Origin of the sequence: Micromonospora sp. CPCC 205546, assembly GCF_036902715.1 — a bacterium.
Taxonomy (GTDB): domain Bacteria; phylum Actinomycetota; class Actinomycetes; order Mycobacteriales; family Micromonosporaceae; genus Micromonospora.
In genome coordinates this window covers 1-25,204 of the sequence record NZ_JBAKHL010000037.1, presented here as the reverse complement: position 1 = coordinate 25,204, position 25,204 = coordinate 1, and the positions used below count along the sequence as shown (strand labels likewise).

19 protein-coding genes and 1 pseudogene are annotated in these 25,204 nt (G+C 71.8%); 12 read left to right on the top strand and 8 right to left on the bottom strand.

Features of this window, described 5'->3' with window-relative positions; genetic code table 11:
* Positions 1–12: 12 nt before the first annotated feature.
* From V6U77_RS18195 to V6U77_RS18185, 3 genes and pseudogenes are all read right to left on the bottom strand, one after another.
* A complete protein-coding gene (locus tag V6U77_RS18195) occupies positions 13–1,266 on the bottom strand; it encodes a phosphatidylserine decarboxylase (RefSeq protein WP_334607529.1) in 1,254 nt (417 codons plus the stop codon).
* 759 nt (positions 1,267–2,025) lie between these two features.
* Positions 2,026–2,253: pseudogene (locus V6U77_RS18190) on the bottom strand (hypothetical protein); the annotation flags it as partial.
* Positions 2,250–3,920, bottom strand: a complete 1,671-nt coding sequence (locus V6U77_RS18185) for a PspC domain-containing protein (protein ID WP_334607528.1) — start codon at positions 3,918–3,920, stop codon at positions 2,250–2,252. The gene V6U77_RS18185 and the pseudogene V6U77_RS18190, both read right to left, overlap by 4 nt.
* Positions 3,921–4,118: 198 nt before the next feature.
* Between V6U77_RS18185 and V6U77_RS18180 the strand changes: the two genes are divergently transcribed.
* The 8 genes from V6U77_RS18180 (at position 4,119) to V6U77_RS18145 (ending at position 13,912) form a co-directional block, all read left to right on the top strand.
* Positions 4,119–5,357, top strand: coding sequence for a PspC domain-containing protein (locus V6U77_RS18180; RefSeq protein ID WP_334607527.1), 1,239 nt, complete (start codon positions 4,119–4,121; stop codon positions 5,355–5,357).
* The gene (locus tag V6U77_RS18175) at positions 5,357–6,043 is read left to right on the top strand and encodes a response regulator transcription factor (RefSeq protein ID WP_334607526.1); all 687 of its coding nucleotides are present in this window, start codon (positions 5,357–5,359) and stop codon (positions 6,041–6,043) included. The genes V6U77_RS18180 and V6U77_RS18175 overlap by 1 nt, the downstream gene beginning before the upstream one ends.
* Before the next feature lie 190 nt (positions 6,044–6,233).
* Positions 6,234–7,394, top strand: a complete 1,161-nt coding sequence (locus tag V6U77_RS18170) for a thioester domain-containing protein (RefSeq protein WP_334607525.1) — start codon at positions 6,234–6,236, stop codon at positions 7,392–7,394.
* A 696-nt stretch (positions 7,395–8,090) separates the two neighbouring features.
* Positions 8,091–9,734, top strand: coding sequence for a peptide ABC transporter substrate-binding protein (locus tag V6U77_RS18165; RefSeq protein ID WP_334607524.1), 1,644 nt, complete (start codon positions 8,091–8,093; stop codon positions 9,732–9,734).
* A gap of 146 nt (positions 9,735–9,880) precedes the next feature.
* Complete coding sequence (locus tag V6U77_RS18160) at positions 9,881–10,807, top strand: ABC transporter permease (protein WP_334607523.1); 927 nt, start codon at positions 9,881–9,883, stop codon at positions 10,805–10,807.
* Between the two features lie 72 nt (positions 10,808–10,879).
* The gene (locus V6U77_RS18155; RefSeq protein WP_334607522.1) at positions 10,880–11,857 is read left to right on the top strand and encodes an ABC transporter permease; all 978 of its coding nucleotides are present in this window, start codon (positions 10,880–10,882) and stop codon (positions 11,855–11,857) included.
* A gap of 26 nt (positions 11,858–11,883) precedes the next feature.
* Positions 11,884–12,906: an ABC transporter ATP-binding protein gene (locus tag V6U77_RS18150; protein WP_334607567.1), complete on the top strand. Its 1,023-nt coding sequence runs from the start codon at positions 11,884–11,886 to the stop codon at positions 12,904–12,906.
* A complete protein-coding gene (locus tag V6U77_RS18145) occupies positions 12,899–13,912 on the top strand; it encodes an ABC transporter ATP-binding protein (RefSeq protein WP_334607521.1) in 1,014 nt (337 codons plus the stop codon). Before V6U77_RS18150 ends, V6U77_RS18145 begins: the two co-directional genes overlap by 8 nt.
* 262 nt (positions 13,913–14,174) lie before the next feature.
* Here V6U77_RS18145 and V6U77_RS18140 read toward each other — a convergent pair whose 3' ends face one another.
* Positions 14,175–14,567: a chorismate mutase gene (locus V6U77_RS18140; RefSeq protein WP_334607520.1), complete on the bottom strand. Its 393-nt coding sequence runs from the start codon at positions 14,565–14,567 to the stop codon at positions 14,175–14,177.
* A 267-nt stretch (positions 14,568–14,834) separates the two neighbouring features.
* Positions 14,835–16,685: a bifunctional metallophosphatase/5'-nucleotidase gene (locus tag V6U77_RS18135; RefSeq protein WP_334607519.1), complete on the bottom strand. Its 1,851-nt coding sequence runs from the start codon at positions 16,683–16,685 to the stop codon at positions 14,835–14,837.
* A 222-nt stretch (positions 16,686–16,907) separates the two neighbouring features.
* On the opposite strand from V6U77_RS18135, the gene pcrA reads away from it, so the two are divergent.
* Positions 16,908–19,313, top strand: a complete 2,406-nt coding sequence (gene pcrA, locus V6U77_RS18130; protein WP_334607518.1) for a DNA helicase PcrA — start codon at positions 16,908–16,910, stop codon at positions 19,311–19,313.
* Positions 19,314–19,413: 100 nt separating this feature from the next.
* Here the strand turns inward: pcrA and V6U77_RS18125 are convergent, their stop codons facing one another.
* Together V6U77_RS18125 and V6U77_RS18120 are read right to left on the bottom strand one after the other, a co-directional pair.
* A complete protein-coding gene (locus V6U77_RS18125; protein WP_334607517.1) occupies positions 19,414–20,178 on the bottom strand; it encodes a M23 family metallopeptidase in 765 nt (254 codons plus the stop codon).
* A gap of 284 nt (positions 20,179–20,462) precedes the next feature.
* The gene (locus V6U77_RS18120; RefSeq protein ID WP_334607516.1) at positions 20,463–21,167 is read right to left on the bottom strand and encodes a M23 family metallopeptidase; all 705 of its coding nucleotides are present in this window, start codon (positions 21,165–21,167) and stop codon (positions 20,463–20,465) included.
* A 443-nt stretch (positions 21,168–21,610) separates the two neighbouring features.
* On the opposite strand from V6U77_RS18120, the gene V6U77_RS18115 reads away from it, so the two are divergent.
* The 3 genes from V6U77_RS18115 (at position 21,611) to sucD (ending at position 24,591) form a co-directional block, all read left to right on the top strand.
* The gene (locus V6U77_RS18115) at positions 21,611–22,015 is read left to right on the top strand and encodes a cobalamin B12-binding domain-containing protein (RefSeq protein ID WP_334607515.1); all 405 of its coding nucleotides are present in this window, start codon (positions 21,611–21,613) and stop codon (positions 22,013–22,015) included.
* 507 nt (positions 22,016–22,522) lie between these two features.
* Positions 22,523–23,701, top strand: coding sequence for an ADP-forming succinate--CoA ligase subunit beta (sucC, locus tag V6U77_RS18110; RefSeq protein WP_334607514.1), 1,179 nt, complete (start codon positions 22,523–22,525; stop codon positions 23,699–23,701).
* A gap of 2 nt (positions 23,702–23,703) precedes the next feature.
* Entirely contained in the window at positions 23,704–24,591 is an 888-nt protein-coding gene (gene sucD, locus V6U77_RS18105; RefSeq protein ID WP_334607513.1) for a succinate--CoA ligase subunit alpha, read from the top strand.
* Between the two features lie 69 nt (positions 24,592–24,660).
* Here sucD and V6U77_RS18100 read toward each other — a convergent pair whose 3' ends face one another.
* Positions 24,661–24,927, bottom strand: a complete 267-nt coding sequence (locus V6U77_RS18100) for a DUF4190 domain-containing protein (protein WP_334607512.1) — start codon at positions 24,925–24,927, stop codon at positions 24,661–24,663.
* Positions 24,928–25,204: the final 277 nt, after the last annotated feature.

The following is a 25,204-nucleotide window of genomic DNA, read 5'->3' as shown; positions in this document are numbered from 1 at the left end:
CCCTCGGGGCGCTCAGTGCCAGCGGGCGATGATGCTCGAGCCCCCGACGACCTTGTCCCCGGGCCCGACCAGCGGCTCCGCCGCGTCCGCGGGCAGGTAGATGTCGGTGCGCGAGCCGAACCGGATCAGGCCGAAGCGCTCACCCCGGGCCAGGAGCGCGCCGATCGGGGCGCGCTGCACGATCCGCCGCGCGATCAGGCCGGTGCGCTGCGCCACGACCACCGTGCCGTGCGCGGTGTCGAGCACCGTGTACGCGGCCACGTTGTGCTCGGCCGCCGGCTTCATCGCGTTGGCGAAGCCGCCGTCGGCGACGAAGTAGTCGACCACCTTGCCGGCCACCGGGGCGCGGTTGACGTGCACGTCCAGCACCGACAGGAAGACCGCGATCCGCAGCCACTCGCCCGCGCCGAAGCGCTCGTCGTGCAGCCGCTGCACGGACAGCACCCGGCCGTCGGCCGAGGCGACCACCGCCGACGGGTCCTCCGGCACGTCGCGCTCCGGGTCCCGGAAGAAGGCGGCCACCGGGGCTGCGGCCAGGGCCGGCAGCAGCCAGAGCTTCGAGCCGGGCCGGCTCACCCTGGCCACCGCGGCCAGGCCCAGCGCGATGCCGGCGGCGGCCACCCCGTTGGAGTCGATGTGCATGCCGCGGGTCAGCGGAACGCTGGACGGGCGGTACGCCGGGGCCATCCGGGCGGCCGAGGCGGCGTCGGCCGGGGTGTAGCGGAGCCGGTGCACCCGCAGCGGCGGCGTGTTGCGCAGCACCAGGTCGGCGCCGACGCCGTACAGCGCGCCCTGCCGGTCCAGCTCGACGGCCGCGCCCCCGGTGCGTCCCGGCGTGGCGGTCGTGGCCACACTCAGCACCGCGCCGTCGGTCAGGTACTTGGTCAGGCCCTCGACGGCGGCGCGGGTCTCCTCGGCGGTGCCGGTGAACGGCTCCCCGGCGACGACCACGGCGGCGGGCTCGGCCTCGGCGAGGGTGTCGACCACGCGGACCCGGTCGGCCACCCAGCGTCCCTGCGCGGTGACGTGTTCCCGCAGGGCCGCCGGGGTGGCCGCCGCGGAGGGCACCAGGGTGAGGGTGTCGCCGGGCAGCAGCGCGTCGATCGCCGCGGCCAGCACCGCGGACTCCGGCGTCGCGCCGACCAGCAGCGCGGCCTTCGGGTCGTTGATCCGGGCGAGCTCGGAGACGAGGGTACGGGCGGCTCGCTCGCCGATGCGGACCGGACCGGACCGGCCGGAGGTGCGCACGGCGGGGGACTGCGTCATGTCGGACGGACTCCTGACGGGGTAGAGACGGGAATCGCGGCGGGACCGCCACGGCGGCGCGGTCCGGCCGGCGCGGCGGCCAGGTCGGCGCGGGCCGGCCGGCGGAGGCGAGTTCTCCACGGCCAGCATAGGCCGCCGCCGGCGCCGGCCGCACCGCTGTGGTCAGCCGCGCGCCCGCTCGTCCCCGGCCTGCGGTCCGTCGTCCCGCCCAGAAACGACGCCGTCCACGTCGGCGGCGCGATCCCCGACGGCCTCGGGCCGGACGTCGGTGACGGCCTCCGTCGGCCACTCGTCGGCTGCCACCGGGAGCCGGTCGCCGGTCGCCGACCCGCCCGGCGTCGGTTCGCCCGGTGTCGCGCCGATGGCCGGTCCGCCCGGCGTCGGTGCGCCCGGCGTCGTGCCGATGGCCGGTCCGCCCGGCGTCGGTCCGCCCGGTGTCGCGCCGATGGCCGGCCCGTCCGGCGTCGGTGCGCCCGGCGTCGTGCCGATGGCCGGTCCGCCCGGCGTCGGTGCGCCGGTCGTGGGCGCGGACACGTCCCACTCGGACCGCCTGCCCCAGTCGGAGCGCTCGCCCCAGTCGGAGCGCCGGCCGCCCCACGCCGTCGGCTCGTCGGCCGGTGTCGGCCGGTCGAGGTCCGGGCGGGTCGGGTCGATCTCGGTGCCCTGCCGGTCCGGTGCCCGGCCCGCAGGCTGCGGGGCCGGCGGGGTGGAAGCGGGCTCGACCGCGTCAGGGGCGTCGTCGGAGCCGGCGTCGTCGCGGCCGGTGTCGTGGGCGGCGCCGGCGGGCGGGGAGGTGCCGGCGGACCGCCCGGAGCGTAACGCGCCCACCAGGCCCAGCAGGCCGATCAGGATCAGCGCGCCGGCCAGGAACCAGCCGACCGGCGGGAGGGCGAGCCCGAGCAACTGCGCGAGCAGCCACCACGCGGCGAGGCCGAGGAAGATCAGCCCGAAGGCGAACGACACGATGTCGGTGCGATGGGCCCTCATCGGGTCACCTCCAGGTTGCCGGCGTTGACGTGGACGTAGAGCCGCAACGTCCCGCCGCCCGGGCCGTCCGCCCCCAGGTCGGTGGTCTCCCGCAGCTCCCCGGCGAGCCCGCCGGAGCGCTTGCCGAAGACGACCGCGTCGCCGGCGTTGACGTCGGCCACGGTGGTGACGTCGACGTTCGGGGGCACCACCACCGTGCACTCGCCGAAGTTGACGGAGACGGTGATCTCGGTGTTCTTCTTGTCGAAGTCGATCGCGCGCAGGTCCAGCACCGTGTCACCGAAGCTGTTCTCGTACCGCAGCGCGAGGTCACGGTGGTCGGTGGGTGCCCAGGTGACGTTGCCGTCGACGCCCCGGATCCGGTCGTAGGACTCGGCCACGGTGGCCACCCCGAGCGCGGCGGCGGCCACCACACCGAGCGCGATCAGCCAGCGGGCCCGCCCGAACCAGGTGCCCACCAGCAGGCCGAGCCCGATGGTGGCCAGGGTGGCCGCGAAGTACGCCGACGCCCCGACGTCGGAGACGTCCAGCAGGTCGACCACGGCGACCACGCCCAGGGCGAGGAAGATCAGCGAGAACGTCACCGCGCCGAGGGGGGAGCGCTCGCGCGGTCGCTTCGGCGGCTTCACCCGCGGCTTCGGCGGCGAAGGCGGGGGCGGCACGACGGTCTGCCCGGCGTACGGGCCGTGCGGGGCGAACGGGGGCCGGTAGGACGGGGGCAACGGCGCGGGCACCGGGTGGGCCGGCGCCCCCGAGGTCGCGGCGGGCCAGCCCGAGGCCGGGGCGGGCCAGCCGGAGGTGGGCGGGACCGGCGGCCAGCCGACGGTCGGCGTACCCGCGGCGGGGCGGGCCGGCGGGACCGGGGCGGCCGGCGGCCAGGCGGGCAGCTCGGTGGTCGGCTCGGCGGGTCGGCCGGGGACCGGAGCGCTCCAGGCGGTGTGGGCGACGGTCGCCGGCGGGACGGTGACCGGGCCCGCCCCGGGAGCCACGGCCACGGTCGGCGGGACCGCGTACGCGGCCGGGGCGGGATGGCCGACCGGCGGCACCGGCCCGGGCGGGGCGGTGGGCGCAACGGGCGGTACGGGGTCGACCGGCGCGCCCTGGCCGCCCCTGTGGTCGCGGTTGAGCAGCAGCGCGCCGCCGATCAGGATGGTGGCGCCGAGCAGCACCGCCCGGAACGCGTCCGTGACGATGTAGCCGAAACTGATCGCGACCAGGATGCTCAGCACGATCACGGTGACGGGGGACATGCTGGACCGGCCCCGACCCAGCATGGACTCGACGGGAGAGGCGCTGTCCCCCTCGCCCGGAATGATCAGCCAGGCGGTGACGTAGATCAGGATGCCGATGCCGCCGAAGAAGCCGAGCACCGCCAGCAGCACCCGCCAGAGGACCGGGTCGGTGTTGGTGGCCCGGCCGATCGCCGCGCAGACGCCGGCCAGGTAACGGCCCTCGCGGGGGCGCACCAGCCCGTACCGCGAGGTGAAGCCGGCTCCGCCGAACGACGGCTGCGCTCCGGGTCCGGGGCCGGGCGGTGGCGTCGCGCCCGCGGCCGGCGCGGCCACGGGCGGCGGCGTGGTGGAGCCGCCGGGCGGTGTCGCGGTGGGGGGTGGCCCACCCGGCTGTGCCGCCCCGGGGGTGGCGGACTGGGCAGCTTCCTCGGTCATGCCTCGATCCTGCTGCCCCGACCCGCCGGACGGCCTCAGGAGGCGACCCTGACCCCACCCTGAGATCCCGGTGGCCCGAATGTCGGGGGCGTCCCCGTGGTCGGGGGGCGCCGCGTCGTGTGACGATCGACGCGGCGCCGCCGACGAACCGTCGTCCGCGCCGTACCCGCCGCGAACAGGGAGTCTCCGATCAGCGCCGTGACCCAGCCACCCCGCCTCTACCGCGCCCCGGAGCACCGGATGGCTGCGGGGGTGGCCGCCGGCATCGCCGACCATCTCGGCATCTCGGTGCTGCGGGTGCGGGTCGCCTTCATGGTGCTGCTGGGTTTGAGCGGGCTGGGCCTGCTGCTCTACGCGGCCTTCTGGGCGGTCGTGCCGCTGCGTCCGGGCGACACCGCCGTACCGCCCCGCAGGGACGTCGCCCAGCTCCTGCCGTTCGTGGCGATCGGCCTCGGCGTGCTGCTGGTGCAGGTGATGGTCTTCGACTCGATCGGCGCGACGGGCACCGCCGGCTGGCTGGTCGCGATCATCGCGGTCGGCGCCGGGGTGATCTGGCACCAGTCGGCTCCGGAGCGTCGGCGGCAGTGGGGCGACTCCATGCCGGTGCCCTGGCTGGGCGCGGTGGTGGAGGAGAACGACCGGCGGGCCTTCGTGCTCCGGTTCATCGGCGGCGGGGTGCTGGTCGCGGTCGGCATCATCGGCGTCGCCGCGGTCTACTCCCCGGCGCAGAACTTCGACGCCGTGCTCAACGGCGTGATCTTCGCCCTGGTCGGCCTCGCCGGGGTGGGCGTGGTGGCCGCGCCGGTGCTGTGGCGGACGTACAACCAGCTCCGGTCGGAGCGCGAGGGGCGCATCCGGGAGCAGGAGCGGGCCGAGCTGGCCGCGATGGTGCACGACCAGGTGCTGCACACCCTGGCCCTGATCCAGCGCAACGCGAGCGACGTGAAGACCGTCCAGCGGCTCGCCCGCGGGCAGGAACGTTCGCTGCGCAACTGGCTCTACAAGCCCACCGGCTCGCCCTCCGAGCGGTTCGCCGCCGCACTGGAGCAGGCCGCCGCCGAGGTCGAGGACACGTTCGCCATCACGGTGGAGGCGGTGGTGGTGGGCGACCGGGAGACCGACGAGCGGGTCGGCGCGCTGGTGGCCGCCGCGCGCGAGGCGCTGGTGAACGCCGCCCGACACGCGGGGGTGGAGACCGTCTCGCTCTACGCCGAGGTCGAGCCCGACCAGGTCAGCGCCTTCGTCCGGGACCGGGGGAAGGGCTTCGACCCGGATACGGTGGAGGATCACCGGCACGGGGTCCGGGGCTCGATCGTCGGGCGGATGAAGCGGCACGGCGGCCGGGCGGAGATCCGCTCCGGGCCGGGGGAAGGGACCGAGGTCCGGCTGATCCTGCCGATCACCCGCGACCCGGCAACGGCGGAAAGGGACAAGTGATGACCGAGCAGTCGATGGAACCGGTCGAGGGGGCGGCTGCCCGCGCCGAGCGGCTGCGGGTCTTCCTCGTCGACGACCACGCCATGTTCCGCGCGGGCGTCCGCGCCGAGCTGGGCGCGCACGTCGAGGTGGTCGGCGAGGCGAGCACCGTCGGCGAGGCGGTCACCCGGATCGCCGCCACGCTGCCCGACGTGGTGCTGCTCGACGTGCACATGCCCGACGGCGGCGGCCGGGCGGTGCTGGAGGCGATGCGGCGTACCCATCCGCAGGTCAAGTTCCTGGCGCTGAGCGTCTCGGACGCCGCGGAGGACGTGATCGGGCTGATCCGGGCCGGCGCGCGGGGCTACGTCACGAAGACGATCTCCCCGGAGGAGTTGGCCGCCGCGGTCCGCCGGGTCGCCGACGGCGACGCGGTGTTCAGTCCCCGGTTGGCGGGGTTCGTGCTGGACGCGTTCGCGGCCCGACCCGACGCCCCGGTGGCCGACCCCGAGCTGGACCAGCTCACCAACCGCGAGCGCGAGGTGCTGCGGCTGCTCGCCCGGGGGTACGCGTACAAGGAGATCGCCAAGGAGCTCTACATCTCCATCAAGACGGTGGAGACCCACGTGTCGAACGTGCTGCGCAAGCTCCAGATGTCCAACAGGTATGAGTTGTCCCGTTGGGCGGCCGACCGACGGCTCGTGTGATCCATTTCTTTTCCCCGTCATTTGGGACGCAAGTGGCGAATGTGGCGGGCGGGGGCTGACAAGCGATCAACTTCCGTCACATAATGCCCCGTCGCGTTCTCGCGTGCGGGTGGTGCGCATCCCGCGGGAACGGCGGCTTCACGCAACCCGCCGCGCGCGGGTCACCCCTGGGGAGAGGTGCACGAATCTGATGTTCGGACAACGAGGACGGCGCTGGGCGCGGATCGCCCTGGCGACCGTCGCCGGTGGCGCGCTGGCACTGGGCGCGACGGCGCCGGCCGCCGCCGCCGACAAGATCGGCGTGGCCAAGTCGGTCAAGGGCAGCAACGTCACGCTCATGCTCAACGGGCAGCCGAAGAGCACCAGTGCCCTGGCGCTCAAGATCGACGGAAAGCTCGTGCCCGCCTTCTGCATCGACTACCACACCAACGTGGCGATCGACGGCAAGTACAAGGAGGGCACCTGGGACGAGTCCCAGGTGAAGAACCTCGGCAAGGTGCAGTGGGTGCTGACCCACGGCTACCCGAACGCCGACTCCGCCAAGCTGCTGTCCGCCGCCGGCGCCACCGCCCCGGAGAAGGCCGACCTCGACAAGCTGCTCTACTTCGGCACCCAGACCGCCATCTGGAACTTCAGTGACGGCGTCAAGCTGGGTGACTGGGTCGACAACTCGAAGCTGCTCGGCAAGAAGCAGTACGACGTGGTCAAGAAGGTCCACGACTACCTGGTCAACAACGCCACCGACCAGCCCGAGCCGAAGGCCGAGCTGAGCGTCGACCCGACCAGCGCCAAGGCCACCGTCGGCGAGAAGGCCGGCCCCTTCACCGTCAAGGGCCCGGCGGGCGAGATCACCGTCGCGGCCGACGGCGGCTCGGCGGTCGACGCCGAGGGCAAGCCGGTCACCAAGACCACCAACGGTGGGCAGTTCTGGCTGGTCGCCGACGGCGCCGGCGAGGTGAAGGTGACCGTTTCCGCCCAGGACTCGGTCTCGTTCGGCCGGGTGTTCCTCTTCACCGGCGAGCGCGCCGCGCAGAAGCTGATCCTCGGTGGCAGCACCGGCGCCACTGTGACCGCCAAGGCCGAGGCCGCGTTCACCGCCGCCCCGACCGAGTCGCCGTCGCCGAGCGCGCCGGCGGAGTCGCCGTCGCCGAGCACCCCCGCGGAGTCGCCGTCGCCGACCGCCCCGGTGGAGAGCCCGGCCCCGTCGACGTCGCCCGCGAGCAACGGTGGTGACCTGCCGCTGACCGGTTCTCCGATCGCCGCCTCGATCGCCGCCGGCGTGGCGCTGCTGGCCGCCGGCGCGGTCGCCGTGCTGCTGTTCCGCCGTCGCAAGCTGCGCTTCACGGCCTGATCGACGCCCGCTCCACGGCCCCGGTACCGCCCCGCGCGGTGCCGGGGCCGTTCGCTGCTCCACCCTCCCCGGTCTGCGTCCCGGCACGCGGAGATCGACCGACCGCCGGAGTCCGTTCGGGCGACGAGCAGGCGTACGACATCGATCGCCCTCGTCCACCCGGGCGAGGAAGGTGGCCGCAAAGCCGACGCCGGCATCCTCCGGATGGGCAAAAACGGCCAACGCCCGGACGGCGCCGAACCGTGCCGGAGCGGACGCGGGGAAGGTCACAGCCGCTGTGTACGCGCTCCGGTGGGCAGCCCTGCCGAACCGTGTCTTTCCTGCTCAGAGCGGTATTTCCGGCGTACATCATGATCTTTTTTCAAGTATCGGCAACGTGGCGACCAACTAACGGCTTGATAACGGCACCTTCACGGAACGGGCCGGTGGGTGTCACAGTGGCAGCACCTCACCCCTCATGTGAGGCACTCCGTACGGCCTGACGACCACGGGCCCGCCTCTCGACGGCGCTCCGTGGTGTCTCGTGTGCGCGGTGCCGAGCGGCGGGCGAGGTGGCCCGGCGGATCGGTACATCATTCTTGTCCCGAATTCACTGCGGTGAAACCGGCTCCCGCCCCGCGGGTTGCCGGACGTGTCACCCCATACGTGCGTGAAACCCACGACGGATCCAGGTTCAGAAAGAGGAGGCCCCTCGGAATGAGAGTCTCGAAGCGGGCAGGCAGCGCGGTCGCGCTGGGCGCGGCTTTCGCGCTCGTCGCGTCCGGTTGCTCGAGCAGTGACAGCGACGGCGGGGACGCCGGCGCGAGCGCCGACGGCGCCATCACCATCGACGGCACTCAGCCGGAGGTCGGCCTGGTCCCGGCGAACACCACCGAGACCGGTGGTGGGGCGATCATCGACTGGATCTGGACCGGTCTGGTCGAGTACCCGAACGACGGCAGCGCCCCGCGCAACGCGGTCGCCGAGTCGATCGAGACGACCGACTCCAAGGTCTACACGATCAAGATCAAGAAGGACACGAAGTTCCACGACGGCACCGTCGTCAAGGCCAAGAACTTCGTCGACGCCTGGAACTGGGGCGCCTACTCGCCGAACGGCGCGCAGAACGGCAGCTTCTTCTCCGACATCCAGGGCTTCGCCGACGTCCACACCGAGGACCCGGACGGCGCCGAGGGCCCGCAGAAGGCCCCGGAGCCGAAGGCCAAGGAGATGTCCGGCCTGAAGGTCGTCGACGAGTTCACCTTCGAGGTCACCCTCGAGGCGCCGACCGCCGTGTTCCCGACCAAGCTCGGCTACAGCACCTTCATGCCGCTGCCGGACGCGTTCTTCAGCCAGGGCGCCGAGGCGTTCGGCAAGAAGCCGATCGGCAACGGCCCGGTCAAGTTCGTGTCGTGGGAAGACGACGTCCAGATCAAGCTGACGCGCTTCGACGAGTACTCCTTGAACGACAAGATGAAGATCAAGGACGTCACCGTCAAGATGTACCAGGACGACACGGCGGCGTACAACGACCTGCTCGCCGGCAACCTGGACTTCCAGCAGCAGGTCCCGGTCTCCGCGCTCGCGGGCGACAAGTGGAAGACCGACCTGGGCGACCGGGGCATCGCCTCCGTCACGCCGTCGACCGGCATCATCGCCTTCCCGATCTACGACAAGCGCTTCCAGAACGCCAAGCTGCGCAAGGCGATCTCGATGTCGATCAACCGCCAGGAGATCAGCGACAAGATCTTCTTCGGTAACCGCAAGCCGGCCGACAGCTGGGCCAACCCGCTGACCCCGGGCGCCAAGGCGGGCAACTGCACCTCCTGCCAGTTCAACGTCGAGGAAGCCAAGAAGCTCCTCGCCGAGGCCGGCGGCTTCCCCGGCGAGCTGGTCATGTACTACAACGCCGACGCCAGCCACAAGGAGTGGATGGAGGCCGTCGCGCAGCAGGTCAAGACGAACCTCGGCATCAACGCTCGCGCCGAGGGTGTCCCGACCTTCGCGGTGTTCCGCCAGAACATCAACGCCGGCAAGATGACCGGCATGTACCGCGCCGGCTGGCAGCAGGACTACCCGGACGTCGAGAACTGGATTGGCCCGCTGTACGTGACCGGCGGTTCCTCGAACGACGGCAAGTACAGCAACCCGCAGGTCGACGCGCTGGCCAAGGAAGCCGCCGCCGCGCCGAGCCTGGAGGCCGCGCACGCCAAGTACGCCGAGGCGGTCGCCCTGATCGACCAGGACGTCCCCACGGTCCCGGTGTACTTCGGTGGCCAGCAGTCCGGCCACTCGGAGAAGATCAAGAAGATCCAGCTCTCCAACGTCGGAGAGCTTGACCTCACCTCGGTCGAGCTCTGATCCGAACGGTCTGACCCCGGGTCGGGCTCACCTACCGGTGGGCCCGACCCGGGCCGTTCCGTGAGGGGTGTCACCACGCTCCTCACCACGTCTGTCGTCCCCGTGTCGGCCGTCCGACGCGCGCCCCCCGTCTGGAGGACCACCCCATGGGCCGTTATCTGTTGAGACGGCTACTCCAACTCGTTCCGGTCTTCATCGGGACGACGTTCCTGATCTACTGGCTCGTGTGGTCGGTGCCCGGTGATCCGTTCGCGGGCAAGTGCGGCGAGCGTCCCTGCCCCGACAGCTTCGTCAACATGATGACGGAGAAGTTCAAGCTCGACGAGCCGCTGCTCGTGCAGTACGGCAACTACATGCAGAACCTGTTCCAGGGTGACTTCGGGCAGACCTTCGGCGGCCGGGAGATCGGCGACATCATCGCCACGTCGTACCCGAACACGCTGAAGCTGGCCCTGGTGGCGCTCACCATCGAGGCGGTCATCGGCCTCACCGCGGGCGTGCTCACCGGCCTGCGCCGCAACGGCTTCCTGGACAACCTGGTCCTGGTCTCCACGCTCTTCCTGATCGCGCTGCCGATCTTCGTCATCGGCTTCGTGGCCCAGTGGCTGCTCGGCGTGCAGTGGGGCATCGTCAAGCCGACGGTCTCCAACGAGATGCGACTGTCCGAACTGATCGTCCCCGGCTTCGTGCTGGGCAGCGCCTCGATGGCGTACATCGCCCGGCTGGCCCGGACGAGCATCGCGGAGAACCGCCGCGCCGACTACGTCCGCACGGCGATCGCCAAGGGGCTGCCGATGCGCCGGGTGGTCGGGGTGCACCTGCTGCGCAACTCGCTCATCCCCGTGGTGACCCTGCTCGGCACCGACCTCGGCGCCCTGATGGGCGGGGCCATCGTCACCGAGGGCATCTTCCAGGTCAACGGGATCGGCCGACAGGTCTTCCGCGCGATCATTACCAAGGAGAGCGCTACCGTTGTCTCCATCGTGGTGGTCCTGGTGCTCGTCTACCTGCTGATGAACCTGCTGGTCGACCTGCTCTACGCCGCCCTGGACCCGAGGATCCGCTATGAGTGAGCGCAGTGAACGAATCGTCATTGCAGCGTCCGCGGGCACTCGTGCCCGCGCCGAGCGGAGCGAGGTGCGGGCATGAGTGACCCGAGTTCCGCCTCGATCGTCAGCACGCCGCCCGCGCAGGCTCCCGACGAGATCGGCGCGCCGACCAACGCGGGTCTGCCGGAGAACGCCCGCAAGGAGAAGCCGCGCGGCCTGCTCGGCGACGCCTGGCGCGACCTGCGCCGCAAGCCGCTGTTCTGGATCTCCGCGGCGTTCATCTTCATCTTCCTGCTGATGACCGTCTTCCCCTCGCTGTTCACCTCCGGCGACCCGGAGAACGGCAACCTGCAGAACAGCCTCGTCGGCCCGTCGTCGCAGGCCTGGTTCGGCTACGACTTCCAGGGCCGCGACGTCTTCGCCCGGGTGATCTACGGCGCCCGCGCGTCCATCGTGGTGTCCCTGCTCTCGGTGGTCGGCGTGCTGCTCTTCGGCGGCGCGATGGGGATCATCGCGGGCTACCGGGGTGGCTGGGTGGACGCGCTGCTCTCCCGCATCGCCGACGTCTTCTTCGGACTGCCGTTCGTGCTGGGCGCCATCGTGATCCTGACCACCTTCAACGGGTCGGGCACGAGCAACAGCAAGGCGGAGATCATGGCTCTGGTGAGCATCTCCCTGATCGTGCTGGGCTGGCCGGTCGTGATGCGGCTGATGCGTTCCTCGGTGCTGGCCACCAAGGAGGCGGACTACATCGTCGCCGCCCGGGCGTTGGGCGCCGGCACCGGACGGATCATCCTGAAGCACCTGCTGCCGAACTGCCTCGCACCGCTGCTGGTCTACGGGACGATCCTGGTCGGCTCCTACATCGGCGCCGAGGCGACGCTGTCCTTCCTGGGCGTCGGTCTGAAGAGCCCGGTCGTCTCCTGGGGCATCATGATCAACGAGGCGCAGAACCTCCTGCGTGTCGCGCCGTACCTGCTCTTCTTCCCCGCCGCGTTCCTCGTCACCGCAGTGCTGAGCTTCGTGATGCTCGGTGAGGCGGTCCGCGAGGCCCTCGATCCGAAACTCCGCTAGGGGAGATTCAGTTGTCCGACATTCTGGTGTCCGAGCAGTCCGCGGCCGGTGCGTCCGGCCGCCCCTCGGGCAGGTTGCTCGAGGTCGACGACCTCCGGGTGGAGTTCCGCACCCGCGACGGCGTCGCCAAGGTCATCAACGGGGTCACGTACCACGTCGACGCGGGGGAGACCCTCGCCGTGCTCGGCGAGTCCGGCTCCGGTAAGAGCGTCACCGCGCAGACCGTCATGGGCATCCTCGACACGCCGCCCGGCTTCGTCACCGGCGGCCAGGTCCGCTTCCACGGCAAGGACATGCTCAGCATGTCCTTCGAGGAGCGGCGCCGCATCCGCGGCGAGGGCATCGCGATGATCTTCCAGGACGCGCTCTCGGCGCTGAACCCGGTCTTCACCGTCGGGTTCCAGATCGCCGAGCAGTTCCGGGTGCGGCGCGGCATGAGCCGCTCCGACGCCAAGAAGCGCGCGATCGAGATGCTCGACCAGGTCAAGATCCCGAACGCCAAGGGCCGGTTCGGCAGCTACCCGCACCAGTTCTCGGGCGGCATGCGGCAGCGCGCGATGATCGCGATGTCGCTCGCCCTGGACCCGGAGGTGCTGATCGCGGACGAGCCGACCACCGCGCTCGACGTCACGGTGCAGGCGCAGATCATGGACCTGCTCGCCGAGCTCCAGCGCGAGCGGCAGATGGGTCTGATCCTGATCACCCACGACCTCGGCGTGGTCGCCGACGTCGCGGACCGGATCGCGGTCATGTACGCGGGCCGGATCGTCGAGGAAGCCAACGTCTACGACCTGTACGCCAAGCCGGCGCACCCGTACACGATCGGCCTGATCAACTCGATCCCGCGACTCGACGAGAAGGGGCAGGAGCTCCGGACGATCAAGGGCCTCCCGCCGAACCTGATGAACATCCCGCCGGGCTGCCCGTTCAACCCGCGTTGCCCCATGGCGCAGCCGGTCTGCCGGGAGAAGGTCCCGCCGCTGCTGCAGGTCGCCTCCGGCCGGGCCAGTGCCTGCCACTTCGCCGAGGAGCTGGTGAACCGTGACTGAGAACATCCTCGAGGTCCGTGACCTGGTCAAGCACTATCCCGTGACCCGGGGCGTGGTGTTCAAGAAGACCATCGGTCACGTCAAGGCGGTCGACGGGGTCTCCTTCGAGCTCAAGGCCGGCGAGACCCTGGGTGTGGTCGGTGAGTCGGGCTGCGGCAAGTCGACGCTGGCCCGGGTCCTGATGAACCTGGAGAAGCCGACCGGCGGCAGCGTGCACTACAAGGGCCAGGACATCTCCAAGCTCTCCGGCCCGGCGCTGCGGCGGCTGCGCCGGCAGATCCAGTTGGTGATGCAGGACCCGTACACGTCGCTGAACCCGCGGATGACGGTCGGCGACCTGATCGGGGAGCCGTTCGAGATCCACCCGGAGGTGGCGCCGAAGGCCAGCCGTCGGGACAAGGTCAAGGAACTCCTCGACCTGGTGGGCCTCAACCCGGAGCACATCCACCGGTACCCGCACCAGTTCTCCGGCGGTCAGCGGCAGCGCATCGGCATCGCCCGGGCGCTCGCCCTGCGGCCCGAGATCATCGTCTGCGACGAGCCGGTCAGCGCCCTGGACGTGTCGATCCAGGCCCAGGTGATGAACCTGCTGGAGAAGCTGCAGGGCGAGTTCGGCCTGTCGTACATCTTCATCGCGCACGACCTGTCGGTGGTCCGGCACCTGTCGGACCGGGTCGCGGTGATGTACCTCGGCAAGATCGCGGAGATCGGCACCGAGGACGAGATCTACGAGCGGCCGACCCACCCGTACACCCAGGCGCTGCTCTCGGCCGTGCCGGTGCCGGATCCGACCGTCCGGGACAACAAGGCGATCATCCGCCTCACCGGCGACGTGCCGTCGCCGGTGAGCCCGCCGTCGGGCTGCCGGTTCCGGACCCGGTGCTGGAAGGCGCAGGACGTCTGCGCCGAGCAGGTCCCGCTGCTGGAGATCCGTCCGGGCTCGGACCACCCGAGCGCCTGCCACTTCGCGGAGAAGCGCGAGATCGTGCAGACGCACGAGGCGTGACCCGCACGGGACCGCCTGCCGACGTCATCGTGACGACGGCAGGCGGTTCCGTCGTTTCCGGGACCGCGCCTGACCGTCCCCGGGACCACGCCGGGTTCCGGCCGGGACCGCGCGGGCTTCCCGACCGTGCCCGGCCTGCCGGGACCGCGCCGGGCCGACCCGGCACCGGTGCACGTGACGCGGGGTCGCCCGGTGCGGGTGCGGCGGTCGTCACCGGGCCCAAGCGGCATCCGTCCAGCCGGGGGCCGCGTCGGCGTACGCGTCACAAGGGGCCGCGGCCGGCGCGGAGCAGCAGCAGCGCGAGTTGCGTGCCGTCGGCGCCGAGGGCGACCCGGAAGCGCTCCAGGATCTCCCGTTCCCGGGACAGCACCAGCCGGGTGCCGCCCGAGGCCATCCGGGTCACCCCCACCTCCTGGGAGAGCCGGGCCCGTTCCTGCCACAGCTCGATCAGTGCCCGGTCGATCTCGTCGATGCGCTCCCGGATCTCGACGATCCGGGCTGCCGCGGTCGGCTCCGGAGTGCCGGTGCGCGCCTCCGGCCTGACGTCGTCGGTGCCTTTCGGCGCGTCTACCGGGGACCCCGGGGCGTCGGGGCCGGGCCGGCCCGCCTCGGGTCGTGTCAGGCTGCCGTTGGACTCCACCACGTCTGTCATCATCGGGTACCCCTCGCCGTCAGGTGCCCGGTGCCCGGATCCCGGGACGAGAAAGCCCCGGGCTCCAGGAGCCCGGGGCTTTCTCGTAGGTCTGGTCGATCAGGCGCGACCTACGGCTGCCGGACTCCCGGTGCCGTAGTAAAAGTAGAAGCGCTGACCGAACATGTCGTCGAGTATGCCGACCTTCGGCCGGCCCGCGCAAGGATTCGGCCTAACCCGTGCCCGGACGGGCGGTCCCGGCGCCGTCGTGACGCCGGGACCGCCCGCACCTCAGCCGAGGCGGGTGATGCGGTCGGCCGCTCCGGGGGCGACCGGCCCGCCGGCGCCCAGGTGGGCGATGAGCGCGTCGACGTCGAAGCCCGGGGCGGTGGCCCGGTCGGTGCCGGCCTGCAACTCGGTGAAGCCGTCCCCGCCGTTGGCCAGGAAGTCGTTCGTGGTGACCCGGTAGCTCGCGGCCGGGTCGACCGGGGCGCCCTCGAACGCCAGGGCGCTCACCCGCGAGCCCACCGGGGCGGTGCTGTCGTAGGAGTAGGTCAGCCCGGCCGAGACCTGCAGGATGCGCTGGGTGGTCTGCCCGTTGAAGCCCACGAACTGCTGCTCCAGCACGTTGCGCAGCTGCGCGCCGGTGAGGGTCTGGGTGACCACCAGGTTGTTGAACGGCTGGACGGTGAACGCCTCGCCGTAGGTGATCTCGCCCGGCGCCTCGCCCCCGGCCGAGGCCGCGTACGGCAGGGACGCCCGGATGCCGCCGGGGTTCATCAGCGCGATCTGCGCCCCGTTCGAGCGGGTGTACGCGAGTTGCGCGTCGGCGATGACGTCACCCAGCGGGCTCTCCCCGCTGGGGCGCGCGTCGCGGACGATGTCGGCCGAGATCCGGCCCACCACCCGGTTGGCGATGGGCGCGACGGCCGCCCGGTACTTGTCGGCCAGGGCCTTGGCACCCGGGTCCACCAGGTCGGGGTTGCGCACGTACGTGCCCGGGGCGCTCTGCTGCCAGGTGCCGTCCGGGTTGCGGACGCCGTTCTCGACGACGACGTTGCGGGCGGTGATCCCGGTGAACCGGCCCGTGCGCCGGTCCAGCGAGTAGTCCACGTCGGTGATGAGCTGGCCGTTGTTGCCGGCGCTGGTCACCACGCTGCGCGCACCCGAGGAGTTCGGCAGGGAGCAGGCGTAGAAGCGGTGGGTGTGGCCGGAGACGACCAGCCCGAACTCCGGCCGCAGGCCGCGGACGATGTCCACGATCGGGCCGGAGAAGTTGGCACAGTCGGAGACGCCGGGGGTGGCCGGCGGCGGCGACTGGGCGCCGCCCTCGTGCACCAGCAGCACCATCGCCTTGACGCCGAAGAGCTTGAGCAGGCCGCCCCACTTGTTGGCGGTCGCCACCTCGTCGGTGAACTTCACGGAGGTGATGCCGGCGGGGTTGACGATGCCCGGGGTGCCCTCCAGGGTCACGCCGACGAAGCCGACCGGCACGCCGTTGACGAACCGCACGTCGACCGGGGGCAGGATCGGCAGCCCGGTCTTCCTGCTCACGGTGTTGGCGGCCAGGTAGGTGAACTTCGCGCCGGCGAAGCCGTCCCCGTCCTGGCAGCCGTCCACCGGGTGGCAGCCGCCCTTGTTGATCCGGATCAGCTCGTCGACGCCCTCGTCGAACTCGTGGTTGCCGACGGAGCTGACGTCCAGGCCGATCTCGTCCATGAGCTCGATGGTCGGCTCGTCGTGGAAGGCGGCGCTGACGAGCGGGGTGGCGCCGATCAGGTCGCCGGCCCCGACGGTGGTCGTGCTCCGCCCTTCGGCCCTGGCCTCGGCGCGCAGCCTCTTCAACCAGGTGGCGAGGTACTCCACGCCGCCGGCGGGGGTGCCGTTGACCGCCGCGCCGCTGCCGCCGGGCGGATCGATGGCGCCGTGGAAGTCGTTGTAGCTCAGGAAGTTGCCCTTGACCTCGCCGCCGGTCGGGGCGGCGTAGGAGACCGCGACGGGGGTGAGGCCGGCCCCCCGGTCGTCGGTGGGGTCCGGCGCGGGCCGGGAAGCGGGGGACAGCGTGGCGATGACGGCCAACGCGAGGGTGGGCGCGGCGAGATGGCGCAGCGCCGCCCGACCGCGCGAACGCGGCTGAGTCATGGTCGTTCTCCCAGTCGTTTACGGGGGAGGAGCCGGATTTCACCGTCATCGTTCTGCATGGGGGACGGCGGCACCAGACGCGACAAGGTGACATCTTCGTCTCGACCGCGCGGGGACGGGACCCTGACGCGCGTGCCGGGGCGGGCAGCGTGGAGCGGGCTCGCGGGGGCCGGGGTGTGCGTGGCGGGAAGTGTCCGTCCGGCGGCATAGACTCGCCGTGCGATGCATCCTCTCTTCGACATCCCCGCGTCCCCGCCCGCTCCGGCGCCCGCCCCGACCTCGCCGCACCGGCCCAGGTCGGCGGCCGCCCACCTCGACCCGCAGGCCCTGGTGGAGGGCCTGAACGGGCCGCAGCGCGACGCCGTCACCCACGCCGGCTCGCCGCTGCTGATCGTCGCCGGTGCGGGCTCGGGCAAGACCCGGGTGCTCACCCACCGGATCGCCTACCTGCTGGCCGCCCGGGACGTGCATCCCGGCGAGATCATCGCGATCACCTTCACCAACAAGGCCGCCGGCGAGATGAAGGAGCGCGTCGCCCATCTGGTGGGGCCCCGCGCCCGGCTGATGTGGGTGTCGACGTTCCACTCCGCGTGCGTACGCATCCTGCGCGCCGAGCACGAGCACGCCGGGCTGAAGTCGACCTTCTCGATCTACGACGCGGACGACTCGCGCCGGCTCATGCAGATGGTCACCCGGGAGCTGGATCTCGACCCCAAGCGCTATCCGGCGCGCGGGCTGGCCGCCCAGGTCTCCAACCTGAAGAACGAGCTGGTCGACCCGGAGGAGTTCGCGGGCCGCGCGAAGGGGCCCAACGAGCGGGCGTTGGCCGAGGCCTACACGCTCTACCAGCGGCGGCTGCGCGAGGCGCACGCGTTGGACTTCGACGACCTGATCATGACGACGGTGCACCTGCTCCAGTCCCACCCGCACGTCGCGGAGAGCTACCGCCGGCGGTTCCGGCACGTGCTGGTGGACGAATACCAGGACACCAACCACGCCCAGTACGTGCTGATCAAGGAGCTGGTCTCCGGCACGGAGGGGATCGAGCCGGCGGAGCTCTGCGTGGTCGGCGACGCCGACCAGTCGATCTACGCGTTCCGGGGCGCCACGATCCGCAACATCCTGGAGTTCGAGCGCGACTTCGGCGACGCCCGCACGATCCTGCTGGAGCAGAACTACCGCTCCACCCAGACCATCCTCAACGCGGCCAACGCGGTGATCGACCGGAACACCTCGCGCAAGCCGAAGCGGTTGTGGAGCGAGGCGGGCGCCGGCGAGCCGATCGTCGGCTACGTGGCCGACACCGAGCACGCCGAGGCCGACTGGGTGGCCCGCGAGATCGACCGGCTGGTCGACGCCGACGAGACCCGCCCGGGCGACGTGGCCGTCTTCTACCGCACCAACGCCCAGTCCCGGGTCTTCGAGGAGGTGTTCATCCGGGTCGGCCTGCCCTACAAGGTGGTCGGCGGGGTGCGCTTCTACGAGCGCAAGGAGGTCCGCGACGCGCTGGCCTACCTGCGCGCGGTGGTCAACGACGACGACACGGTCAGCCTGCGCCGGATCCTCAACACCCCCCGCCGGGGCATCGGCGACCGGGCGGAGGCGTGCGTGGAGGCGCTGTCCGGCCGCGACCGGATCTCCTTCGGGGCGGCGCTGCGCCGGGCGAAGGACGCCCCGGGCATCTCCACCCGGGCGGCCAACGGCATCGCCGACTTCGTCGCCCTGCTCGACGGCGCCCGCGAGCTGGCCGAGACGGGCACCCCGGAGGAGGTGCTGGAGGCGCTGCTGACCCGCTCGGGCTACCTCACCGAGCTGGAGGAGAGCCTCGACCCGCAGGACGCGGGGCGGGTCGACAACCTCCAGGAACTGGTCAGCGTCGCCCGCGAGTACACGGAGCGGATCGAGGCGATCGGCGAGGAGGGGGAGCGGGCGACCCTGGCCGGCTTCCTGGAGCAGGTCGCGCTGGTCGCCGACGCCGACCAGGTGCCGACGGACGACCCGGACCACCAGGGCGTGGTCACCCTGATGACCCTGCACACCGCGAAGGGCCTGGAGTTCCCGGTGGTCTTCCTGACCGGCCTGGAGGACGGGGTCTTCCCGCACCTGCGCTCGCTGGGCGACAGCCGGGAGCTGGAGGAGGAGCGCCGGCTGGCCTACGTCGGCATCACCCGGGCCCGCCAGCGTCTCTACCTCTCCCGGGCGGTCACCCGCTCGGCGTGGGGGCAGCCGGCCTACAACCCGCCGTCGCGCTTCCTGGAGGAGCTGCCGACGGAGCTGGTGCGCTGGGAGCGCACCGAGGGGTCGTACACCTCGTGGGCCGGCGGGGGCGGCGGCGTGGGCGGTCGCGCGGACCGCGTGCCCGGCGGGCGCGGGGGCTTCAACGGCGGCACGCCCAAGGCGGCGCAGCTGGCGAAGCGGCTGGGCGTCGACGCCAGTCGCCTCACCACGGCGAGCGAGCTGCCGCAGGGGCCGAAGGTCGCCGTCGGCGACCGGGTCAACCACCAGCGCTACGGGCTGGGCCGGGTGCTCGCCGTCGAGGGGCACGGTCCGGGCGCGCGGGCGCAGATCGACTTCGGCGACCAGACGATGTGGCTGGTGCTCCGGCACGCCCCGGTCGACAAGCTCTGACCCGAGGCGCCGCCGGTCGCGGGGCGACCCGGGTGCGGCGGTCGCACGGACGGGCCACGGCCCGACCCGGCGGCACGCCGGACCGGGCCGTGGCCACGGCTCAGCAGGCCACGTCGATGCCCCGGGCGCGCAGGAACGGCGCGGGGTCGATCTGGTTCCACATCTGACCCTGGTGCACCTCGAAGTGCAGGTGCGGGCCGGTGGAGTCGCCGGTGGACCCCTCCAGGCCGATGGTCTGCCCGGTGCCGACCTTGTCGCCCACACCCACCTTGGTCGTGCTCAGGTGGGCGTAGTGGGTCAGGTAGCCGTTGCCGTGGTCGACGAAGACGGAGATGCCGTACCCGTCGCCGACGTCGCCGGCCTTGGTGACGGTGCCGCCGAAGGCGGCGCGGACCGGGGTGCCGGCGGGCAGCGCGAAGTCGATGCCGGCGTGCTGGGTGCCCCACCGCGGGCCGTAGCAGGAGGTGATCGCCGCGCCCTTCATCGGGATGACCCAGCCGGGCTTCGGCGCGCTGCTCTTCTTCGGCTTCGGCTTCGGCTTGGCGGTCGTCGCCTTCGGGCTGGGCTTCGCCGGCGGGCTGGCCTTCGTCGGGCTGGGCGTCGGGCTCGCCGAGAGGGCGGGCGGGGCGGTCGTCTCGCGGGCGGAGCGGTCGGCGCGGTCGGCGGCCTCCGCGCGCGACTGCGTCTGCACGGCGGCGGCCGGCACGGAGGGCTCGTCGTCCCCGGAGGCGGCGAAGGCGGCGCCGCCGAGGCCGAGACCGGCCAGGGCCGCCGCGGCGATGATCACGCGGGCGCGGCCGCCGATCCGCCTGCGGTGCCGGACGGGGGCGTCGGGGGTGTTCTCGTTCCGAATGTCTTCCTGCACGGCGGACCTTCACTGATCGAGGGGGCACTTGACCTCGAAATACTGGTGTCGCCACGCCGCGTGACGGGTATGGACACGGAGTCGCGGCGGACGCGGGACGACGTCGGCTGTCCGTCGTGTCCCTCTTCGGGCTGTTTCGCGTGGGAAAGTGATCATGCCGGCCGGTGGCGCCGGTCACAGTCGCGAAGGTGGCCCAGCTCACTTTCCGTGTGGGGCGCCCACGAAAAACCGCCCGGATCGGCAGATCCGGGCGGTCGACGGGCGATGCGCAGCGTCAGGGGTGGTTACTCGCTGTAGTACGCCTCGACTTCTAGCTTGATGTCCACTCCGCGGTCCTTGAGCCACGGCACCGGGTCGAGCGGCTCGCCCTTGACATGCACCTCGAGGTGCAGGTGGGAGCCGTAGGAGTGGCCGGTGTTGCCGACGAGGCCGAGCTGGTCGCCCGCCTTCACCTGCTGCCCCTCCTTCACGCTCAGCGCGGAGGAGTGGCCGTAGATCGCCTCGCTGCCGTCGGCGTGCCGGACGATCACCGTGTAGCCGTAGCCGCCGAACCAGCCGGCCTTCGTGACGGTGCCCGCGTGGATGGCGACGTAGGGCGTGCCCTCGGCGGCGACCAGGTCGACGCCGGTGTGCAGCTTGCCCCAGCGCATGCCGTAGGGCGAGTTGAACTCGTAGCCCTGCAGCGGGAGCAGCCAGACGTCGGACTCGGCGGACTCGTCCGCCCCGCCCCGCTCGTTGCCGCGGCTGGCGCGGTCGGCGGCGTCGGCACGGGCCGCGGCGTCCTGGTTGATGGTCGAGGCGGCCTTGAGCTCGTCGAGGACCGACGGGCTGACGCTCTTGGCGTCCGGCAGGGCGCCCGCGCCGATCGCGACGATGCCGGCGCCGACGAACGCGGTGGTGACGACCGCCGCGTAGCGGCTCCGCGGGGGGGTGGGTACGCGGCGACGACCGCGATATCGATCGGGCTCAGACGACAGGCGCTGGCGCACGCACACCCTCCGTTGTCGGGGATCCGAAGCGACTTCCTCGACGCCCGTGAAGTTCCGGTGAACGTCGCCTGGCCGCGTCGTCACCCGTCCGTGGACCTGATGACAACCGTGGACACGTTAGCCAACCACTTGTCCCGTCACAAGCCGAAGCGCCGAATTGCTACCGCGTTCTGTCCCTTTGCGTCCGTGATTGTCATGGCTCGTACCCCTCAAACGGTGCCCCCCTAACTGCCCGTTCGTCGCGCACGGTGACCAAACGGCGGAGTCGTCCGGCTTGACGCCGCGCGCCGGCGCGATCCGCCGTACGCGGGTCGACGGTGCGCCGTACGCGTGCCGGCGTGGGCGGCGGCCGGGTGAGGTTCGCCGCCCGGATTTCCCGGGCGGGGGCGGGCGGGTTACCGTTCGTTCAGTGAAGCCGCGGAGCCGGTGAAAGGGATGCGCTGATGAGCTCTCGTGTTCGGGTCGTCGTCGCCAAGCCGGGCCTGGACGGCCACGACCGTGGTGCAAAGGTCGTCGCGCGTGCCCTGCGGGACGCCGGCATGGAGGTCATCTACACCGGCCTGCACCAGACCCCGGAACAGATCGTGGAGACCGCGATCCAGGAGGACGCCGACGCGGTCGGGCTCTCCGTGCTGTCGGGGGCGCACATGACGCTGTTCCGGCGGGTGGTGGAGCTGCTCGGCGAGCGCGACGCCCGCGACATCGTCGTGTTCGGCGGCGGCATCATCCCCGAGGCGGACATGCCGGAGTTGCAGCGGATCGGCGTGGCCAAGATCTTCACGCCGGGTGCGACCACCCAGTCGATCGTGGAGTGGGTCCGGCAGAACGTCGCCCAGCCGGTCGCCTGACGCGCGGGCCGACCTGACACGAGGACCGACCTGACACGAGGACCGACCCGACGCGGGGGCTGACTCTGACGCGGGGGCCGCGGGGCCGTGGCCGGTCGACGGCCGGCACAGGACAGGGGGAGGGGCCGGACGCACCCCTCACACGTCCGGCCCCTCTATGCACGATGCCCCGCCGCCACCCCTCGACCGACAGGGCATCGGCCGCTCCCGTCGCCGCGCCGCGTTCAGCGCTCCGACACCTGACTCAACGACGCCCTCACGGAGGGGTTACGTTCCGCCGGCAACATCGCCCGGACGGCTGACATCGGGTCGAACTCGCGGAAAGGCCGCGCGACGCCGCCGATTGTGCATTACCACACAACGCGCACCCGCTCGGTTGCCGGCGGTGTCCACCTCGCTAGGCTGCGCCCAATGGCCTGTTTCAAGTGATGACAGGCGTCAAACTGTTTTCCATACGCTGGTGGCGGCGCGACGGCGCGCCGCGGAGACGGGACGGGACGCGCAAACGTGGACCTGTACGAGTACCAGGGGCGGGACCTGTTCGAGCGGCACGGCTTGCCCGTGCTCGCCGGCGGCGTCGCCACGACCCCGGAGGAGGCCCGCGCGATCGCCGAACGCCTCGGCGGTCGGGTGGTCGTCAAGGCGCAGGTGAAGGTCGGTGGCCGAGGCAAGGCCGGCGGCGTGAAGCTGGCCGAGGGCGCCGAGGAGACGGTGGCCCGCGCCACCGACATCCTCGGCATGGACATCAAGGGCCACACCGTCCACAAGGTCATGATCACCGTGACCGCGGACGTGGCCGAGGAATACTACTTCTCCTACCTGCTCGACCGGGCCAACCGCACCTTCCTCTGCATCGCCAGCGTCGCGGGCGGCATGGACATCGAGCAGGTCGCCGCCGAGACCCCGGAGAAGGTCGTCAAGGCGCCGATCGACGCCAACACCGGCGTCGACGAGGCGAAGGCGCGCGAGATCGTCGCCGCGGCAAACTTCCCGGCCGAGGTCGCCGACCAGGTCGTCGAGGCCGCCGTGGGGCTGTGGAAGGCCTTCGTCGCCGAGGACGCCACGCTGGTCGAGGTGAACCCGCTGGCCAAGACCGGCGAGGGCAAGCTGCTGCTGCTCGACGCCAAGATCACCCTGGACGAGAACGCCGCGTTCCGGCACCCGGACCACGAGGCGCTGGTCGACCAGGCCGCGGTGGACCCGCTGGAGCAGGCCGCCAAGGAGAAGGACCTCAACTACGTCAAGCTCGACGGCGAGGTCGGCATCATCGGCAACGGCGCCGGCCTGGTCATGTCGACCCTCGACGTGGTCGCGTACGCGGGTGAGCGGCACGGTGGCGTCAAGCCGGCCAACTTCCTCGACATCGGCGGTGGCGCGAGCGCCGCCGTGATGGCGAACGGCCTGGAGATCGTCCTGTCCGACCCGTCGGTGAAGAGCGTCTTCGTCAACGTCTTCGGCGGCATCACCGCCTGCGACGAGGTCGCCAACGGCATCGTGCAGGCGCTGGCCCTGCTCGAGCAGCGCGGCGAGCAGGTGACCAAGCCGCTGGTCGTCCGCCTCGACGGCAACAACGCCGAGGCCGGCCGGGCGATCCTCGACGGCGCGAACAACCCGCTGGTCCAGCGGGTCGACACGATGGATGGCGCGGCCGAGCGGGCCGCCGAGCTGGCGGCTGCGGGGGTCTGACAATGGCTATCTGGCTGACCAAGGACTCGAAGGTCATCGTTCAGGGGATGACCGGTTCCGAGGGTTCCAAGCACACCCGGCGGATGCTCGCCGCGGGCACCAACGTCGTCGGCGGCGTCAACCCGCGCAAGGCGGGCCAGACGGTCGACTTCGACGGCACCGAGCTGCCGGTCTTCGCCAACGTCGCGGACGCGATGGCGCAGACCGGTGCGGACGTGACCGTGATCTTCGTACCGCCGCAGTTCACCAAGGGCGCGGTCGTCGAGGCGATCGACGCCGGCATCGACCTGGCCGTGGTGATCACCGAGGGCGTGCCGGTGCACGACACCGCCGCGTTCTGGGCGTACAACGTCGCCAAGGGGGAGCGGACCCGGATCATCGGGCCGAACTGCCCGGGCATCGCGTCGCCAGGCGCCTCCAACGCCGGCATCATCCCGGCCGACATCACCGGTGCCGGCCGCATCGGCCTGGTCAGCAAGAGCGGCACGCTGACCTACCAGATGATGTACGAGCTGCGCGACATCGGGTTCTCGACCTGCGTCGGCATCGGCGGTGACCCGATCATCGGCACCACCCACATCGACGCGCTCGCCGCGTTCGAGGCGGACCCGGACACCGACGCGATCGTGATGATCGGTGAGATCGGCGGCGACGCCGAGGAGCGGGCCGCCGAGTTCATCAAGGCGAACGTGACCAAGCCGGTGGTCGGCTACATCGCCGGCTTCACCGCTCCGCCCGGCAAGACCATGGGTCACGCCGGCGCGATCATCTCCGGCTCGGCGGGCACCGCCGAGGCCAAGAAGGACGCGCTGGAGGCCGTCGGCGTCAAGGTCGGCAAGACCCCGACCGAGACCGCCAAGCTCATGCGGGAGATCATGTCCGCGGGCTGAGCCCCGACCGACGTACGACCGGAGGGCCGACCGTTCGCGGTCGGCCCTCCGTCGTCGTGGCCGGTGAGCTCAGTCGTTGTAGAGCGGGTAGTTGCCGCCGGCCCAGAGGACGCCGTTGCCGATGATGTTGAGCACGCCGAACGCGATCGCCAGGTAGCCGAGCACGGGCGACTGACCGGAGCGCTTGGCGTCGCGGATCGACAGGTAACCGAAGACGATCCCCAGGATGCCGCAGCAGAGCAGGCCGACGACGATGCCGAGCACGCCCCAGAGCACCGTGCGGTCACGCCCGGCCGCGGACGGCGGTGGCGGGGGCGGCGGATACGGAGTGTTCACGGCTCTCCTCCGGGCGTCGGTGCCGCGACCCTCGGTCACGTCCCTGCGCCTGAGGCTAGACCGGATCGGGGGCGGGAGATGGTGGATCACGGAACTCGTCGCCGCTGCGGGGCGGTATCGGACTGCCACCGCCGGCCCGGCATGCCAGAGTAGACGCGATGTCCTCCGTCACCCCTGATCAGCCCAGCCGTCCCGGCGCCGACGTCGGCCCCGGCGCCCGGCCGGCCGCCCCCGTCGGGCGGGGCCGGCGGGTGCCCACGCCGCGCGCCGGCGAGCC